This window comes from Marinobacterium sp. xm-d-579, from assembly GCF_013282935.1.
Taxonomy (GTDB): Bacteria; Pseudomonadota; Gammaproteobacteria; order Pseudomonadales; family Balneatricaceae; genus Marinobacterium_E.
In genome coordinates, this window is record NZ_WBYP01000002.1 from 624,999 (window position 1) to 642,210 (window position 17,212).

At 48.7% G+C, this 17,212-nt stretch carries 16 protein-coding genes and 1 tRNA gene; 5 read left to right on the plus strand and 12 right to left on the minus strand.

Annotated features, from left to right (window positions below; all coding sequences use genetic code 11):
• Nucleotides 1-94: 94 nt before the first annotated feature.
• Nucleotides 95-499, plus strand: coding sequence for a response regulator (locus XMD579_RS06650; RefSeq protein ID WP_173481117.1), 405 nt, complete (start codon nt 95-97; stop codon nt 497-499).
• Nucleotides 500-597: 98 nt separating this feature from the next.
• On the opposite strand, the gene modF is transcribed toward XMD579_RS06650, so the two are convergent.
• A complete protein-coding gene (modF, locus tag XMD579_RS06655) occupies nt 598-2,043 on the minus strand; it encodes a molybdate ABC transporter ATP-binding protein ModF (RefSeq protein WP_173481118.1) in 1,446 nt (481 codons plus the stop codon).
• A 97-nt stretch (nt 2,044-2,140) separates the two neighbouring features.
• Entirely contained in the window at nt 2,141-3,613 is a 1,473-nt protein-coding gene (gene ilvC, locus XMD579_RS06660) for a ketol-acid reductoisomerase (protein ID WP_173483503.1), read from the minus strand.
• Nucleotides 3,614-3,789: 176 nt separating this feature from the next.
• On the opposite strand from ilvC, the gene ilvY reads away from it, so the two are divergent.
• Together ilvY and XMD579_RS06670 are read left to right on the plus strand one after the other, a co-directional pair.
• Nucleotides 3,790-4,665 carry an HTH-type transcriptional activator IlvY gene (ilvY, locus tag XMD579_RS06665; protein ID WP_173481120.1) on the plus strand — a complete coding sequence of 292 codons (876 nt, stop codon included), beginning with the start codon at nt 3,790-3,792 and terminating at the stop codon, nt 4,663-4,665.
• The gene (locus XMD579_RS06670; protein WP_173506110.1) at nt 4,665-5,357 is read left to right on the plus strand and encodes a tetratricopeptide repeat protein; all 693 of its coding nucleotides are present in this window, start codon (nt 4,665-4,667) and stop codon (nt 5,355-5,357) included. The genes ilvY and XMD579_RS06670 overlap by 1 nt, the downstream gene beginning before the upstream one ends.
• 349 nt (nt 5,358-5,706) lie before the next feature.
• Here the strand turns inward: XMD579_RS06670 and XMD579_RS06675 are convergent.
• The 9 genes from XMD579_RS06675 to thrS all read right to left on the minus strand — a co-directional run bounded on the left by XMD579_RS06675 (nt 5,707) and on the right by thrS (nt 13,146).
• Nucleotides 5,707-5,783: transfer RNA gene (locus XMD579_RS06675), tRNA-Pro, on the minus strand.
• 45 nt (nt 5,784-5,828) lie between these two features.
• Nucleotides 5,829-6,176 (minus strand): MerR family transcriptional regulator, encoded by a 348-nt coding sequence (locus tag XMD579_RS06680; RefSeq protein WP_173482050.1) that lies wholly within the window; start codon nt 6,174-6,176, stop codon nt 5,829-5,831.
• The gene (gene ihfA / locus XMD579_RS06685; RefSeq protein WP_173482051.1) at nt 6,176-6,478 is read right to left on the minus strand and encodes an integration host factor subunit alpha; all 303 of its coding nucleotides are present in this window, start codon (nt 6,476-6,478) and stop codon (nt 6,176-6,178) included. Before ihfA ends, XMD579_RS06680 begins: the two co-directional genes overlap by 1 nt.
• A 20-nt stretch (nt 6,479-6,498) precedes the next feature.
• Complete coding sequence (pheT, locus tag XMD579_RS06690) at nt 6,499-8,877, minus strand: phenylalanine--tRNA ligase subunit beta (RefSeq protein WP_173506111.1); 2,379 nt, start codon at nt 8,875-8,877, stop codon at nt 6,499-6,501.
• 31 nt (nt 8,878-8,908) lie between these two features.
• On the minus strand, nt 8,909-9,892 hold the full coding sequence (gene pheS / locus XMD579_RS06695) for a phenylalanine--tRNA ligase subunit alpha (RefSeq protein ID WP_173483500.1): 984 nt from the start codon (nt 9,890-9,892) through the stop codon (nt 8,909-8,911).
• 102 nt (nt 9,893-9,994) lie between these two features.
• Entirely contained in the window at nt 9,995-10,351 is a 357-nt protein-coding gene (gene rplT / locus XMD579_RS06700; RefSeq protein ID WP_173482054.1) for a 50S ribosomal protein L20, read from the minus strand.
• A gap of 32 nt (nt 10,352-10,383) precedes the next feature.
• Nucleotides 10,384-10,578: a 50S ribosomal protein L35 gene (gene rpmI / locus XMD579_RS06705; protein WP_173482055.1), complete on the minus strand. Its 195-nt coding sequence runs from the start codon at nt 10,576-10,578 to the stop codon at nt 10,384-10,386.
• Between the two features lie 94 nt (nt 10,579-10,672).
• Nucleotides 10,673-11,173, minus strand: a complete 501-nt coding sequence (gene infC / locus XMD579_RS06710; RefSeq protein WP_173482056.1) for a translation initiation factor IF-3 — start codon at nt 11,171-11,173, stop codon at nt 10,673-10,675.
• Between the two features lie 56 nt (nt 11,174-11,229).
• Complete coding sequence (gene thrS / locus XMD579_RS06715) at nt 11,230-13,146, minus strand: threonine--tRNA ligase (RefSeq protein ID WP_173483499.1); 1,917 nt, start codon at nt 13,144-13,146, stop codon at nt 11,230-11,232.
• Nucleotides 13,147-13,370: 224 nt separating this feature from the next.
• Between thrS and XMD579_RS06720 the strand changes: the two genes are divergently transcribed.
• Entirely contained in the window at nt 13,371-14,960 is a 1,590-nt protein-coding gene (locus tag XMD579_RS06720) for a sensor histidine kinase (RefSeq protein ID WP_173506112.1), read from the plus strand.
• On the plus strand, nt 14,953-15,648 hold the full coding sequence (locus XMD579_RS06725; RefSeq protein WP_173482059.1) for a response regulator: 696 nt from the start codon (nt 14,953-14,955) through the stop codon (nt 15,646-15,648). The genes XMD579_RS06720 and XMD579_RS06725 overlap by 8 nt, the downstream gene beginning before the upstream one ends.
• A 60-nt stretch (nt 15,649-15,708) precedes the next feature.
• Here the strand turns inward: XMD579_RS06725 and XMD579_RS06730 are convergent, their stop codons facing one another.
• Complete coding sequence (locus tag XMD579_RS06730) at nt 15,709-17,211, minus strand: tripartite tricarboxylate transporter permease (RefSeq protein ID WP_173482060.1); 1,503 nt, start codon at nt 17,209-17,211, stop codon at nt 15,709-15,711.
• Nucleotide 17,212: the final 1 nt, after the last annotated feature.

Consider the following 17,212-nt stretch of genomic DNA (forward strand, 5'->3'; position numbering starts at 1 on the left):
ATTTTTCCTATTTATACCAGAAACATGGTCTGTGCAGTATTGAACTGATTCAATCAGTGCTAGGATGAATTCATAGCATAAAGTAGATAAAAAAATGACAGACAACACCCGGAAGCCAAGAGTACTAATTGTTGATGACGATGAGTTTTCTCAAGATTTCATCAGTGGAGCTCTAGATACATTAGCAGATGTAAATGTCGCAAAAAGTGGCGAACAGGCGCTTCATAAATTGAGTGACACCTGTCAACTGCCAGATCTAGTGGTTGTCGACATTGTCATGTATTCAATGAACGGTATCGAGATTACCCGTTATATCCGCCATGATTTGAGCGAACATAAAATACCTGTCTTTGTTCTGTCATCACACGCTGATCCAGAAATGGAGCGAATTGCCTACAGTGCTGGTGCTACCGTGGTGTGTAAAAAAGGTCTATCAGCACAAGCTTTGTCACAGCGCATTCGCGGGCTTCTGGATATTTCATTTAATCCCCACTCTTAAGAAACATTGCGTACACAGGTATATTGGACCGTCAATAACTACTAAAAATCTTATTCCAACCGCACTACTCATTGCACTATGGGTGGTTCGTTAACGGATTAGGATTGGCGTTTCTGCATCGCCATAAAGTGCTCTATCCCTTTGATTTGATCTTCAGCGTGGTGGTTTACATACAAGACGGTCGTCTCGTTACCCTCACAGATCTTCTCAATCAGAGCCAATACCAACTGTCGGTTCATATCATCTAGCCCTAGACAGGGCTCATCCAGAATTAATAGCGGTGGATGTTTTACCATGGCGCGCGCAATCAACAAGAGTCGCTGATCACCGTAAGAGAGCTTGTTGAACGGCACATCGGCGCGATCCTGCATACCCAGCAGTGCAAGCCACTGATCGGCAATCATCTTCTGATTATCGGTTGATTTGGTGTACATACCAATGCTGTCAAAGAAGCCCGAGATAATGACATTTTTACAACTGATGCTGACACGATACTCCCATTGCAGTGCGGTCGACACATAACCAATAAACTGCTTAATCTGCCAGATACTCTCGCCGTTACCGCGCTGAAAACCGAACACAAAGATGTCGTTGACGTAACACTGCGGGTGATCGCCAGTAATCAATGAGAGCACACCTGTTTTACCACTGCCGTTTGGACCGCTCAGTTGCCAATGTTGGCCAGGATTTATCGTCCAGTTGAAGCCCTCAACAATTACTGCATCACTGTATTTGATCGAGATATCGGTCAGTTTGACCAGTGGATCATTCGGATTCAGTTCTGGAAGCGGGTTAGCAGGATCCGCCGGTGGAACCTCTAGATCTGTCGTTTTCAAGTGAAGCAGTTGGTATAGCTCTGCATAAGCCGATTCATCGCTGCGATCGACCTGAAACGCCAGACGGCCGGCATCATTACCCACTTTCTCCATGTAAGCGACATGCGTAATAAAATCAGGCATTTCGTCGAAGCGGTTTAACACCAGTATCATCGGCGTGGTATCAATGATGCTGGCTAAATGCTGCTGCAGCATCGCAAGCGTATCAGCATCTAACCCATCAAATGGCTCATCTAAAATAAGAAGCTCTGGGTTATTGGCCAACGCACGGACCAACATCATCTTGCGGCTCTCACCGGTCGAAAGCTTGCGGAATGCTCTATCCAACAGCGGCGACAAACCGAACTGCTCGACTAATTCAGCCGCTAACAGTTGATCTTCACAATGCTCAAAGATCATTTCCCGAACGGGGGTTCCTTCTGAGATGACATCTAAAATATCGGCGTCATCCTTTTTAAGCTCCTGTTTGATCAACTCTGCCTGAGCTTCGAATGAAACGAGTCCAACTCTATTTGGGACTCCCTCTATGGATCCATTCAATGCATCACCAAACCCTGCTAACACCGCTGCAAGCGCCGACTTACCAGAACCATTGGTACCGGTGATGACCCAATGCTGATTGGGCTCAATGGTCCAATCGACCCCTTTAAGGTCAAAGCGTTCATCAAAGTTTACGTCAAGGTTTTCAATGTGAATGGATGTCGACATGGGGATTCCTAATCAACAAATAGAGTTTATAAAAAGCATAAAGCCGAGTACTCCTTGCGAGGCACTCGGCTTTGAGTCGTTTAAATTTTATCTAAAATTAAACGATCTTCTTCATGTCAGCCATGTGGCCACGAAGAACTGTACCGATCGCTTCAACTGGGTGAGCGCGTAGTGCAGCGTTAACTTCGATTAGACGAGCGTTATCTACGCCGTTGTCGTCAAGATCTAGGCCTTTACCGATAACGTCAGACTTGATGCCCTTCATGAAGTCAGCTAGTAGCGGAACACACGCGTGGTTGTATAGGTAACAGCCGTACTCTGCAGTATCAGAGATTGTTGCGTTCATTTCGTAAAGCTTCTTACGAGCGATAGTGTTTGCGATTAGTGGAGTCTCGTGAAGTGACTCGTAGTACGCAGACTCAGCGATGATACCAGCAGCCGTCATTGTTTCGAATGCAAGCTCAACACCTGCTTTGACCATAGCAACCATAAGGATGCCTTTGTCGAAGTACTCTTGCTCAGAGATCTCTACGTCGCCTGCTGGAGTCTTCTCGAAGTTAGTCTCTGCAGTCTCTGCACGCCATTTAAGAAGATTAGCGTCATCGTTCGCCCAATCCTCCATCATGACACGTGAGAAAGTGCCGTCGATGATGTCATCCTGGTGCTTGTTGTAAAGCGGACGCATGATCACTTTTAGCTCTTCAGCAAGGTCGAAACACTTGATCTTAGCTGGGTTAGATAGACGGTCTAGCATGTTGGTAACGCCGCCGTACTTAAGTGCTTCAGTGATGGTTTCCCAACCGTACTGAATCAACTTAGATGCGTAACCAGCGTCGATACCCTCTTCAACCATCTTGTCGAAACATAGGATCGAACCAGTCTGCAACATACCACAAAGGATAGTCTGTTCACCCATAAGGTCAGACTTAACTTCTGCGATGAACGATGACATTAGAACGCCCGCTTTGTGACCGCCAGTACCTACAGCGTAAGCTTTAGCCAGTGCTAGACCTTCACCCTTAGGATCGTTATCTTCGTGAACCGCGATTAGAGTTGGAACACCGAAGCCACGCACGTACTCAGCACGTACTTCTGAACCAGGACACTTAGGTGCAACCATGATAACGGTTAGGTCGTCACGGATCTGCATACCCTCTTCAACGATGTTGAAACCGTGTGAGTAAGATAGGCAAGCGCCCTCTTTCATCAGAGGCATCACCGCGTTAACAACGGCTGTGTGCTGCTTATCTGGAGTTAGGTTAAGTACGACGTCTGCAGTAGGAATAAGCTCTTCGTAAGTACCAACAGTGAAACCGTTGTCCGTTGCGTTTTTCCATGACTGACGCTTTTCAGCAATCGCTTCAGGACGCAGAGCGTAAGAGACATCTAGGCCTGAGTCGCGTAGGTTAAGACCCTGGTTAAGGCCTTGCGCACCACAACCTATTACAACCATTTTTTTGCCTTTAAGCGCTTCAACGCCATCAGCAAATTCAGACATATCCATGAAACGGCACTTTGCCAGTTCCGCTAGCTGCTCACGTAGTGGCAGTGTATTGAAGTAGTTAGCCATGCTAAACAGATCCTAATTTAATTGGGAGGTGCGTCGTTGAACGACACGGACAACTGACTAGAGTTCTAATCAAAGTGGGCAGATTATAAGCAAAACCAATAGTTTCTTAAATTGATATATTTGCAACACAACATCCCGATTTGCGCAACAATAGACAATTTAGATAGACTACCCCCATGAATTTAAAGAATCTGAAACAGTTTTTAGCATTGGCCGACACTCTGCACTTTGGACGGGCCAGTGAAGAGTGCCATGTCAGTCTATCAGCCCTCTCTCGAAACATTCGCCAACTCGAAGAGGAGCTGGGCGTAGAACTGTTCAAACGTGATAATCGGACTGTAGTTCTTACCCAAGAGGGGCAACGCTTTCTACAGTACGCCCGCGAAACTTACAGTCAGTGGAATATTATTCGCAGCGAATTGACGGACAAAACAGGACAGCTCAGCGGTGAGATCAGTATCTACTGCTCGGTAACAGCTAGTTACAGCTTCCTGTACGAATTGTTAAACCGCTTTCGCCAAGTACATCCGCATATCGAGATTAAGCTTCATACAGGGGACCCTGATCGCGCCATTGCACGTATCCAAGAGGGTATAGAGGAGATCACCATTGCCGCTCAACCCGACAACCTGAGCAAAAGCCTCTCATTTAAACCGATTACCCAATCTCCCTTAGTATTTATTGCACCGGCAGAGGCACAACCCAACTTACCCAACAGCTCACCACAAAGCGTTGAGGATTGGCAGAGCACCCCTATGATTCTCTCTGAAGCGGGTGTTGCTCGAAGTCGGGTCGACGACTGGTTAAACGAGCAAGGCATCACACCCAATATCTATGCTCAGGTTGCAGGTAACGAGGCGATCGTCAGCATGGTGAGCTTGGGGTTCGGCATTGGTGTCGTGCCCAAAATTGTTTTGGATAACAGTCCACTGGTCGAGCGAATCAGAATACTGGATGTACAACCCGCTCTAAAACCCTATGAGATCGGACTATTTACACTAACACGTAGCTTAAAAAACCCATTGATTGAAGCGTTCTGGGAGCTAAGCTAATGATGAAACTGATCGCTGTTGCATTTCTGCTTCTCACCACTCCTCTTCAAGCCGCCAGTTTCAGGGAGACCTGGCAAGCACTGTTCAGTGAACAGTATTCAGAAGCTATCGCCGGTGCTCGTGATATTCAGCTCAATGAAGACCCCAGAGGCAATTTTCTGTTTGGTTATATGTATCTGTTTGGTAAAGGGCTGGAACAAGATCCTGTTAAGGCTGAATCCTATTTCAAACGCGCCTCGGAGGCCGGCTTTAATGGTGCAACCTTTCGATTGGGAAAGATGTACCGGGAGGGACACCCTGGCGTACCGAAACAGACAGCACTGGCCTATCAGCTCATTTCACAAGCCGCTGAAAAAGGCGGACCCAACGCACAGTTCAACTTAGCGCAGATGGTCGAAAACGGGGAAGGTACCGAGATCGATTGGGAGAGAGCGTTTAAGCTATACCAAGGCGCAGCTTCCAAAAAACACGCCTTCGCGCACTGGAATCTAGGCTACTACTACCTCACTGGAAGAGTCGTTGCTAAAGACGTCAACAAAGCGTCTGAACACTTTGAGACCGCCTTCAAGGAGGGATCCGCTAAGTGGCTGTCTGTCGAGATCAATAGACGCCTGTTGGACGATATAAGTGATGAGGTGCGTAAGGTGCTAGAAGAACAACTCATCACCTTGTCCCGAAGCCCCCGTGACTGACTTCAGTCTGTCATCGGCTCTATGAGCGTTTTCCAGACAACCCAATTAACCGGACAGCGGATGACAGGCTAAAGCCAGTCACCGGAAAACACAAAGGGCCCCCTGTTGGAGCGATTTTGAGCACAGCGAAAAGTCGCGAATTTGAGATGAGAGGATTACGAAATACACCCCTGTATTTCGCCCCTTCGGGGCCGCGCTTTGATCGCCTGCGACGTGACTGACTTCAGTCTGTCATCGGCTTTATGAGCGTTTTCCAGAGGGTCCATTTAAGCCAACAGCGGATGACAGGCTAAAGCCAGTCACCAGAAACACAAAGGGCCACCCTAACGGGTGGCCCTTTGTGTTTGTATGGTCGGAATGAGAGGATTCGAACCTCCGACCCCCTGCACCCCATGCAGGTGCGCTACCAGGCTGCGCTACATTCCGGAAACTTGGCGCGCATGTTACAGGATGCGCTTTCGGGTTTAAAGCCTAGTTGGCGTTAATTCTCATCGATTTAAGAATATCTTCCAGCTCGGTAATCGATTGGCGAATCAACTGCTTATACCGCCCTTGATCATCGTGTGTATTACCTGCTGTCAGATACTGTTTTGCTCCAGCAATAGTAAGGCCTTGTTCGTAGAGAAGGCCCTTGATTTCACGAATCAGAAGAATGTCTTGGTGCTGATAGTAGCGGCGATTACTGCGTTTAACCGGCTCAATTTGTTCGAACTCTTGCTCCCAGTAGCGAAGCACATGAGGCTTTAGATCACACAACTTGCTGACTTCACCAATCGTAAAGTAACGCTTGGTTGGGATGGTAGGAAGATCGCTCGACATTATTGTTGCTTAGCTGAATGCAGCTCTACTCGCTCTTTAAGCTTTTGCCCCGGACGGAAGGTTACCACTCGACGGGCAGAGATAGGCACCTCTTCACCCGTCTTAGGGTTACGTCCAGGACGCTGTCGCTTATCGCGTAGATCAAAATTACCAAAACCCGAGAGTTTGACATGCTCGTTATGCGAAAGACTCTCTTTGATCTCATCGAACATCGATTCAACCATCTCTTTCGCTTCGCGTTTGTTTAGACCGAGTTCTTCAAAAAGACGCTCTGCCATATCCGCTTTTGTTAACGCACTCATACCAAACCCCTTTATTAGGTTTAATCTCGCAATACTGCACCTAGATCAGAGGTCAGTTTTTCAACGACCGCTTGCACTGATGCATTGATCTCTTCTTCGTTAAGAGTGCGCGATGGGTGCTGCCAGGTCAAGCCAAGAGCAAGACTTTTTTGTCCATCATCAATACCTTGGCCGGTATATACGTCAAATAGGATGACCTCTTTTAGGAACTCACCGCCCTCTGACTGCGCAATAGAACGAACCGAGTCAAAGCTCACCTCTGCACCGATCACCATCGCTAAATCACGACGTGACTCTGGGAATTTAGAGAGGGATGCAAAACGAGGTAGACGCCCTTCCAACAGAGATGATAGCTTCATCTCGAATAGATAGACTGGACCTGCAAGATCTAAGCTCTTCTGTAAGCTTGGGTGCATCGCACCAACCCAACCCACTGTCACGCCCGCCTTCTCAATGCGAGCTGACTGACCTGGGTGAAGGGCATGGTGAGTATCGGCAACCAGCTTAAACTGGCTCGCATCGCCACCCAAAGAAAACAAGGATTCCAGATCACCTTTGATATCAAAGAAATCGACCTTGTCGCTCTTACCCATCCACGATTCTGGTGAACGGTTACCCGAAATAATACCCGCTAGGCTGTTCTCTTGTTCAAGCTCATCACCATTGGCAATAAAACACTGACCAATCTCGAACAGACGCACTCGACTCTGTTGACGCGCTTGGTTATAAGCAACTGCTTTAGAGAGACCTGGCCAGATAGTGGTACGCATAACCGCCATTTCAGCAGAGATAGGGTTAGCAAGCGCTACCGCTTCATTCTGATCGTCAAACTGTTTTGCTAGACCCGCTTCGATGAAGCTGTAGGTAATCGCCTCTTGGTATCCACGAGAGACCAAATGACGACGCAGGGTGCTTGCCGTTAGTTTCGACTCTTTGATTGAGGGCAGAGGAAGCTCGGCACGGGGTGTGTTAGACGGCAGATTGTTGTAGCCGTAAACGCGTGCAATCTCTTCAATCAGATCAACTTCGATGCTGATATCAAAACGGTAGCTAGGAACCGCAACCATCCATGAGCCATCGCCATTAGCACGCAACTGAAGACCTAGACGCGTTAGGATCTCTTCGATCTCTGCCGCTGGAATTTCAAGTGCCAACATATCAGTGACACGCTGGTGACGCAGTTCAAGTGCGACCGGCTTCGGCAAGTTCGTTTCAGATACAGCCTGGATAACCGGACCAACCTCACCACCGACAATATCAATCAGCAAGGCTGTCGCACGCTCAATAGCACGCGCCTGTAACTGCCAATCAACACCACGTTCGTAACGGTGGGATGCATCCGTATGCAGACCATAGTTTCGTGCGCGACCTGCAATCGCGATAGGGTCAAAGTAGGCACACTCAAGCAGAATATCTTTACTCTCTTCAGAGACTTCAGAGTTACCGCCCCCCATGATGCCCGCCATCGCAATTGCTTTATTGTGATCGGCAATCACTAGCGTATCAGCGTTCAGCTTAATCTCACTGCCATCAAGCAGTGTTAGCGCTTCGCCCTGCTCGGCCATGCGAACACGAATACCACCTTCAATCTTATTCAGATCAAAAGCGTGCATTGGCTGCCCTAACTCAAGCAACACATAGTTGGTAACATCGACAACAGGATCGATAGAGCGAACGCCAGAACGCTCTAAACGCTCAACCATCCAACGTGGCGTCTGTGCATTGATATCGATGCCACGAATGACACGACCCAAGTAGCGAGGGCAAGCTGAAGCGGCTTCTAACTGGATCGAAACGGTATCACCAATGGTTGCTGCAACAGCAGAGCAATCGATCTCAGCCACAGCGGCTTTATTCAATACACCCACTTCACGAGCCATACCGACCATACCTAGGCAGTCACCACGGTTAGGCGTCAAATCGACATCGATAATCATATCTTCAAGATTAAGGTAGTCACGGACACTCTGACCGACTGGAGCATCGGCTGGAAGCTCCATGATGCCGCCATGATCATCCGATAGGCCTAGCTCATCTTCAGCACAGAGCATACCCATGGATTCAACACCACGTAGCTTGGCTTTCTTAATCTTAAAGTTACCCGGTAGAACGGCACCGACCGTTGCAAAAGCGGTCTTGATTCCAGCACGGGCGTTGGGGGCACCACACACCACTTGGAAGGTCTCACTACCGTCGCTTACCTGACATACGCGCAGTTTATCGGCATCTGGGTGCTGCTCGGCACTCAGAACTTCACCCACAACCACACCGGAAAACTCTTTGGCAACCGACTCAATCTCATCAACTTCTAAACCTGCTAGGCTGAGTTGATCCGCTAAACCCTGCGTATCGATGGCAGGCTGAACCAGTTCACGTAACCACTGTTCACTGAATTTCATAGTTAAATACTCTCGTCTGCTATCGGCTGAATTAGTTGAACTGGCTTAGGAAGCGCAGATCGTTTTCAAAGAATAGTCGTAGATCGTCAACGCCATAACGCAGCATTGCGAAACGCTCTACCCCCATACCAAAGGCAAATCCGGTGTACTCTTCAGAGTCGATACCCGACATCTCAAGTACTTTTGGATGAACCATGCCACAGCCTAGTACTTCTAGCCATTTACCATCACCGCGATCGATATCGACTTCAATAGAAGGCTCAGTAAATGGGAAGTAGGAAGGACGGAAACGCACACGCACATCCTCTTCAAAGAATTCACGTAAGAACTGTTCAAGCGTACCTTTAAGATCTGCAAAGCTGATGTTCTTATCGATGATCAAACCTTCAACCTGATGGAACATTGGTGAGTGGGTCTGGTCATAGTCACAACGGTAGACACGACCTGGACAGATAATACGAATAGGCGGCTTCTGCGCCTCCATCGTACGAACCTGTACTGGAGAAGTGTGGGTTCTTAACAGACGGTGAGCGTCAAAATAGAAGGTATCGTGCATCGCACGCGCTGGGTGGTGCGATGGAATGTTGAGCGCTTCGAAGTTGTGGTAATCATCTTCGATCTCAGGCCCCTCTTCTACCGAGTAACCGATGCGACTGAAGAAAGCTTCAATACGATCCATCGTTTTTGTCACTGGGTGCAGGCCACCCAACTCTGGCTGACGACCAGGAAGCGTGACATCCACCTTCTCTGCAGCCAACTTCGCTTCAAGTGCAGCATTTTCGAGTAGGCTCTTACGCGCATTCAGCACATCGGACAGCGCCTCTTTGGCCACGTTGATGCGTGCACCTGCAGCAGGACGCTCTTCGTTAGATAGTTTACCAAGCCCTTTCAATAGCTGGGTAAGGTGCCCCTTCTTACCTAGGTACTGAACACGAACTTCGTCTAAAGTTTTTACATCGCTCGCTGCTTCAGCAGCGGCTTTTCCTTCCGCCAACAGGGCGTCAAGATTTTCCATTTACGGCTCCACTCTCTGGGTCCAAATACAAAAATAGGGGAAGAGCGAGCACCCTTCCCCTATCTGAGTCGATCAATTCATCACCCTAGGGTGACGATTGTCTTAGGCTAGTGCTGCTTTTGCTTTTTCAACAACAGCGGTAAACGCTGTTTGCTGATGCACTGCCAGATCAGCCAGTACCTTACGGTCGATCTCAACGTTAGCCTTTTTAAGGCCAGCGATCAGACGGCTGTACGACAAACCATTGATGCGAGCTGCTGCGTTAATACGAGCAATCCACAGAGCACGGAACTGACGTTTGCGCTGACGGCGGTCACGGTAAGCGTACTGACCCGCTTTGATGACAGCTTGTTTGGCTACGCGGAATACACGACTACGAGCGCCGTAGTAACCTTTAGCCTGTTTCAATACTTTTTTATGACGTGCACGAGCTTGTACACCACGTTTTACGCGAGGCATGGTAACTCCTTCTTAATCCTATTCGTAACCAATTAAATGTATGGAAGCATGCGCTTAACCAGAGCCTGGTCAGCTGCATGTACCTGAAGCATTGGGCGTAGCTGACGCTTACGCTTAGTAGTCTTCTTGGTCAGAATGTGACTTTTGAAGGCTTGCTTGTGCTTGAAGCCATTAGCAGTCTTCTTGAAACGCTTTGCCGCACCGCGGACAGATTTAATCTTTGGCATTTACTTTCTCCACGCATTCGTTAGTTATCTGTTGGAACGAACAAAACCTGCAACACCATACTGGATGGCACGGCAGGTCTTAGTTTGGAACCAACTACTTTTTCTTAGGAGCTATGACCATGACCATCTGACGACCTTCAAGTTTAGGACGAGCTTCAACAGTACCGTAGTCTGCCAAATCCGTTTCAACTCGATTAAGAAGCTCCATTCCGAGCTCTTGGTGCGCCATCTCACGACCGCGGAAGCGAATCGTAATCTTGGTCTTATCTCCACCTTCTAGGAAACGTATCAGGTTGCGTAGTTTTACCTGATAATCCCCCACATCAGTCCCTGGACGGAACTTAATCTCTTTAACCTGCATCTGAGTCTGTTTCTTCTTAGCCTCATTTGCACGTTTTTTCTGGTCGTAAAGGTGTTTACCGTAGTCCATCACCTTACAGACGATTGGGTCGGAATCGGAGATCTGTACTAGATCCAATCCTGCCTCTTCAGCCGCACGAAGCGCTTCATTAAGGCTTACAACACCAACCTGCTCTCCGTCAGCGCCGATTAAACGACACTCACGAGCTCGAATATTTTCATTAATTGGCGGCAAATTCTTTTGACCGCGCTTGTTATCACGCTTGATAGCTAGTTTCTCCTAAAGCGTTTTTATTCGCTGCGACCTTTGCGATTATTCTCTTGAATCAACAAGTTAGCAAAGTCTTCAACACTAAATACACCCATATCTTCACCTGTGCGTGTGCGTACAGCAACGCTGCCAGATTCAACTTCTTTATCGCCGATTACTAGAAGATAAGGGATTTTCTGTAGAGTGCGCTCGCGGATTTTAAAGCCGATCTTCTCATTTCTCAAGTCCGAAATTGCTCTAATGCCGCTATTTTGCAGCTTAGACACCACTTCATTGACAAAATCTGACTGTTTATCGGTGATATTCATGACGGCAACCTGCACTGGAGACAACCAAGTCGGCAGCGCCCCCGCGTAGTGCTCAATCAAAATACCGATAAATCGCTCAAACGAACCTAGAATCGCACGGTGCAACATAACCGGTGTTTCACGATCGCCCTTCTCGTTAACAAACTGAGCATCGAGTCGACCCGGCATCGAGAAGTCGACCTGAATCGTTCCACACTGCCAAACACGACCCAGACAGTCACGTAGTGAGAATTCAATCTTAGGACCGTAGAAGGCACCTTCACCAGGAAGCTCTTCCCAATCCAGACCCGCTGCATCCAATGCGTCAGCCAACGCCTTTTCGGCTTTATCCCATACTTCATCAGAACCTACGCGCTGCTCAGGGCGAGTAGAGAGCTTGTAGATAATGTCGCTGAATCCAAAATCAGTGTAGACCTCATGAAGGAAGTCGATGAATTCAGCCACCTCAGATTGAATAGAGTCCTCAGCACAGAAAGTGTGACCATCATCTTGAACGAAGCCACGAACACGCATGATACCGTGCAGTGCACCAGATGGCTCATTGCGGTGACACGAGCCAAATTCAGCCATACGCAAAGGTAGGTCACGGTATGAACGCAATCCCTGGTTGAATACTTGAATGTGACATGGGCAGTTCATCGGCTTAACGGCAAAGTCACGGCTCTCAGAGTGGGTCGTGAACATCTGCTCTTGGAACTTATCCCAGTGACCTGATTTTTCCCACAGAGTACGTTCAACCACCTGCGGTGTCTTGATCTCTTGGTAGCCACGTTTGCGCTGCTGTTCACGCATGTACTGTTCCACTGCCTGCCAAAGAGTCCAGCCATTCGGATGCCAAAACACCATACCTGGTGCTTCTTCCTGAAGATGGAACAGATTCAACTGCTTACCGAGTTTACGGTGGTCACGCTTCTCTGCCTCTTCAAGGCGGTGCAAGTAGGCTTTAAGGTCTTTCTTGTCACCCCAAGCTGTGCCGTAGATACGAGTTAGCTGCTCGTTTTTAACGTCACCGCGCCAGTAAGCGCCAGCCACTTTCATCAGTTTGAAAACTTTTAGGTGGCCCGTATTAGGCACGTGTGGGCCACGACATAGATCGATGAAATCACCCTGCTTGTAGAACGAGAGATCCTCTTCACCAGGAATCGATTCAATGATCTCAACCTTGTACTTCTCGCCCATCGCTTCAAACATTTTCACTGCGTCAGGACGGCTCATAACTGAGCGCTCAACAGGAAGATTCGACTTAGCCAGTTCCGCCATGCGCTTTTCGATCTTCTCTAGATCTTCTGGCGTAAATGGACGCTCATAAGCAAAATCGTAGTAGAAACCGTCATCGATCGTTGGACCAATCGTCACTTGAGCACCAGGAAAAAGATCTTGAACGGCCATCGCCATCAAGTGCGCAGTTGAGTGACGAATGATATCGACACCCTCTTCATCGCGCGCCGTGATAAGAGAGACGTCTGCATCCGCCTCGATGACAAAAGAGGTATCAACCAATTCACCATTCACTCGACCAGCAAGGGTAGCTTTCGCTAGACCTGGGCCGATATCAGACGCCAGATCAAAGACAGACAGTGGCTGATCGAATTCACGTTTACTTGAATCAGGAAGAGTAATAACAGGCATTTATAGATCCTAGTGCTCAGTGGTGACCCATACGACAGGCCACGTAAGTTATGTGCGAACGACTCAGTCGAAGCGCGTTTCAATTGAAGGGCAGTATTATACAGATCTAACCAACCAGTCTCCACCCTGATCCGGCTTAAAACCCAATGGTTAGCCACGAAGTGACTGATTTTTATCAAGCATCGTGGCATCATTGCGACAACAAAAATGATAAGAGCACAGGGATGAAAGCACCTCGCCTTAAAATCAGCACCCGCTTAACACTACTGGTCAGTCTATTGATCCTGACGCAGGCGATTGTGTTGGGAATTTTCACCCTAAGATATCTAGCGGATTCACTCGAAGATCAGATCGGTCAACGCGCCCTGCAGCTCTCGTCAATGATCTCTCAAACCCCCTCTATTCGCGACGCTGTCAGTCGCAGTGATAGTGACGCTGTCCAAGCCATTGTAGCGGACCTCAGATTAGCAACCGACGCCAGTTTCATCTCTATTGGCGACATTGACGGCATACGTCTCGTTCACCCAAAACCAGAACGCATCGGAAAACCGATGGTGGGTGGTGATAACTATCGCGCACTGGAACTCGGTGAGAGCTACATCTCTAAAGCCGTTGGCAGCCTTGGGGAGTCAATCCGAGGCAAGACACCGGTGCTGGATGATCAGGGTAAGATCGTCGGCGTGGTTTCGGTCGGTTATTTAACCAAAACCATCGACCAGACCATCTTTAACTATCAAGGCACCGTCATCGTAGGCACCTTTGCCCTACTCTTGGTATCGATTATGTTGGCCATGTGGATTGCACGCCGTTTTAGGTCTGCCATTTTTGACCTTGAACCTCACGAGATCGCTGCCCTATTCCTAGAGCGAAACGCCACGCTAGAGTCGGTTCGAGAAGGGATCATCTCCATTAACTCAAAAGGTGAAATCACCACCTTTAACCGAGCAGCCTTGAGAACACTGGGGATTGATGATCAAGATGTTTCAGGACGCCCACTCAGTGAGGTGCTTCCCGATTCAAGAATGCCCATGCTGCTTGAGACCGGTGAAGCCGAGTACGACCGAGAGACTCTCGTCAACGGCCGACAGCTGATCATTAACCGATTACCCATCGTTAAAGAGGACCAGGTGGTGGGTGTGGTTGCCAGCTTCCGCCCGAAAGATGAGTTGACGGAGGTGAGCCGAAAGCTAACCCGCATTCGCCAGTATGCTGAAGCACTTCGTTCACAAGCACATGAATACGCCAATAAACTGCACACCATTGCAGGTCTTATCAGCTTAGATGCCAAGCAGGAAGCGCTCGATCTTATTGGGCAGGAGACTAAGGAGCACCAGGAGCTATTAACCTGGCTAAAAGAGTCGGTGGCAGATCCGGTCGTAGCAGGCTGTATACTCGGAAAATTCAATCGCGCGAATGAACTAGGGCTGACACTTGAGATTGATGAGGGTTCACAGCTTCACCAACTTCCGTCTCATATTGAATCACAGCAGATGGTGACGTTAATCGGCAACCTCATTGATAACGCTTTTGATGCCTCACTTTCGGCCCACTCCGGAGAGGTACGTCTATCAATGACCGATATGGGCTCGGATATCATTATTGAGGTCGAAGATGACGGTGAGGGTATTGATCCCAACAAGATCAACAACCTATTTACCTCAGGCGTCAGCAGCAAAGGCGAAGGTCGCGGCATAGGACTATTTTTAGTGCAAGAGACCATAGAGGCCCTAGGTGGCCACATTACTGTTGAGGCCTCACACTCAGGCGGAAGCCGTTTTACCCTCTATCTACCAAGGAGTGGCAAGGATGTCTGATACATTGAAAATACTGATCGCTGAAGATGATCCACAGATTGCTGAAATTCAACGACGTTTTGTGGAGCGCATCGATGGCTTTGACGTCATAGGCATTAGCCACTCAACCCGAGACGCACAAGATATGCTCGACGTTTTCCAGCCGGATCTTGTGCTGTTAGACATCCACTTCCCTGACGGAAGCGGTTTAGATCTTCTTAAAACCCTGCGTTCAGGGGACTCACAAACCGACGTCATCATGATTACAGCCGCTAAAGAGGTCGATAGCCTATCCGAGGCTCTGCGCCTGGGTGTGTTTGACTATGTTCTGAAACCCTTAGTTTTTGATCGACTCTCTGGCGCCTTAAACCAGTACAGATCACATAAAACCACCCTTACCAATCAAGCTAACGAGCTGTCTCAGCAAGATGTTGATCAACTGCTCTCGCGTCACAGAGAGAGCAAAAACAGCAGCCTTAAACTTGAAGCTCTACCCAAGGGGATCGACCAGATTACACTGGATAAAATCGTTGCGGTGTTCAGGGAGAGTCATGACTCTTTAAGTGCAGAACAGGTAGGCGAGCGCATTGGCTCTAGCCGCACCACCGCGAGACGCTATTTGGAATATCTAGTGGGACAAGAGCGACTCAATGCCGATATTAACTATGGCACGGTCGGCCGACCTGAACGGCGCTACAAAGGGCTATAAACAAAAAAACGCTGAGTCTTATCAGCGTTTTTTATTAGAGCATCTACCAACCTGTCGTGGTTAGCTACTCTGCGTAGGTGGTTTCAATTTGCCACGGAAGATGAACGGCGCTAGGAAGCCAAGAACAGCAGCAATCCATAGACCGACTGAGATGTTACTGCTGAACAGATAGGTCCAGTCACCATCAGAAAGCACCATCGCACGGCGCAGGTTCACTTCCATGTGACCACCCAACAGGATACCCAGAATCACCGGTACTGAAGGAATGTCCATCTTGCGAAGCAGGTAACCCAGCACACCAAAGCCAATCATCAATAGTAGATCGAAGTAGCTACCGGTCAGTGAGTAGATACCGACAAAGGCAACCAGGGTCACACCTGGCAGCAGAATCGCAGGGGATACCTGTAGCACTCGGCTGAACATCTTCACCATTGGGACGTTAAGCACCAACAGTACAACGTTGGCAATCAGTAGTGAGGCGATCAAACCCCAAACCACCTCAGGTCGATCGTTAAACAACGTGGGACCTGGGGTGATATTCAACGTCATCAACAGTGCTAGCAGAACGGCTGTTGTACCTGAACCCGGAACACCTAGCGTCAACATAGGTACTAACGCACCCCCTGCCGCCGCATTGTTACCGGCCTCTGGTGCAGCGATACCACGTGGATCACCTTTACCGAACTGCGAGTTGTCACGTACCGATGACTTCTCTTGCATATACGCCAAGAAACTACCCAAGGAAGCACCTGCACCCGGCAATAGACCTGCAATAAAGCCGATCACTGTTGCCTTTAGCATGGTCCATTTAGTGCGAGCAATGTCAGCCCAAGGAATACGTACTTTCTCTAGTTTCACGCCTATGGCAGAGTCTTTACCGTGTGACTCAATAAACACCAGTACTTCAGAGACCGCAAAAAGACCAACGATGGCTACCAAGAAGTCGATACCATCAAACAGGTGCATGTTATCGCCGGTAAAGCGAGTCATACCCGTTGAAGCATCCACACCAATAGTCGCGATTCCCAGACCGATACAGACGGCTAATGCTGCCTTAGCCTGGTTGTTAGAACCGATACCACCTAAGGTGGCAAAGGCCAGCATGTAGAGCGCAAAGTACTCGGCCGGGCCGAACTGGTAAGCCACACGAGCCAACAACGGCGCAAGCAGCATTAAACCAATGGTCGCCAACAGTGCACCGACAAACGAAGCGACACCTGAGAGTACCAACGCATCTCCGGCGCGACCTGCTTTGGCCATTGGATACCCATCAAGACAGGTCATCATAGCCGGCTCATCACCCGGGATATTCAGAAGAATCGAAGAGATACGACCGCCGTACATGGCGCCGTAGTAAACACTCGTCATTAACACCAGTGCCTGAGTTGCATCTAGACCAAATGAGAATGTTAAAGGAATTAGTATCGCAACACCGTTCGATGGACCTAGACCCGGCAGAGAGCCGATCATCGTTCCAAGGATACAGCCTGCTATAGCAAGGGCCAGGGTAAATGGCGAGAGCGCCACATCAAAACCAATGGCCAAATTTGCAAAGATATCCATA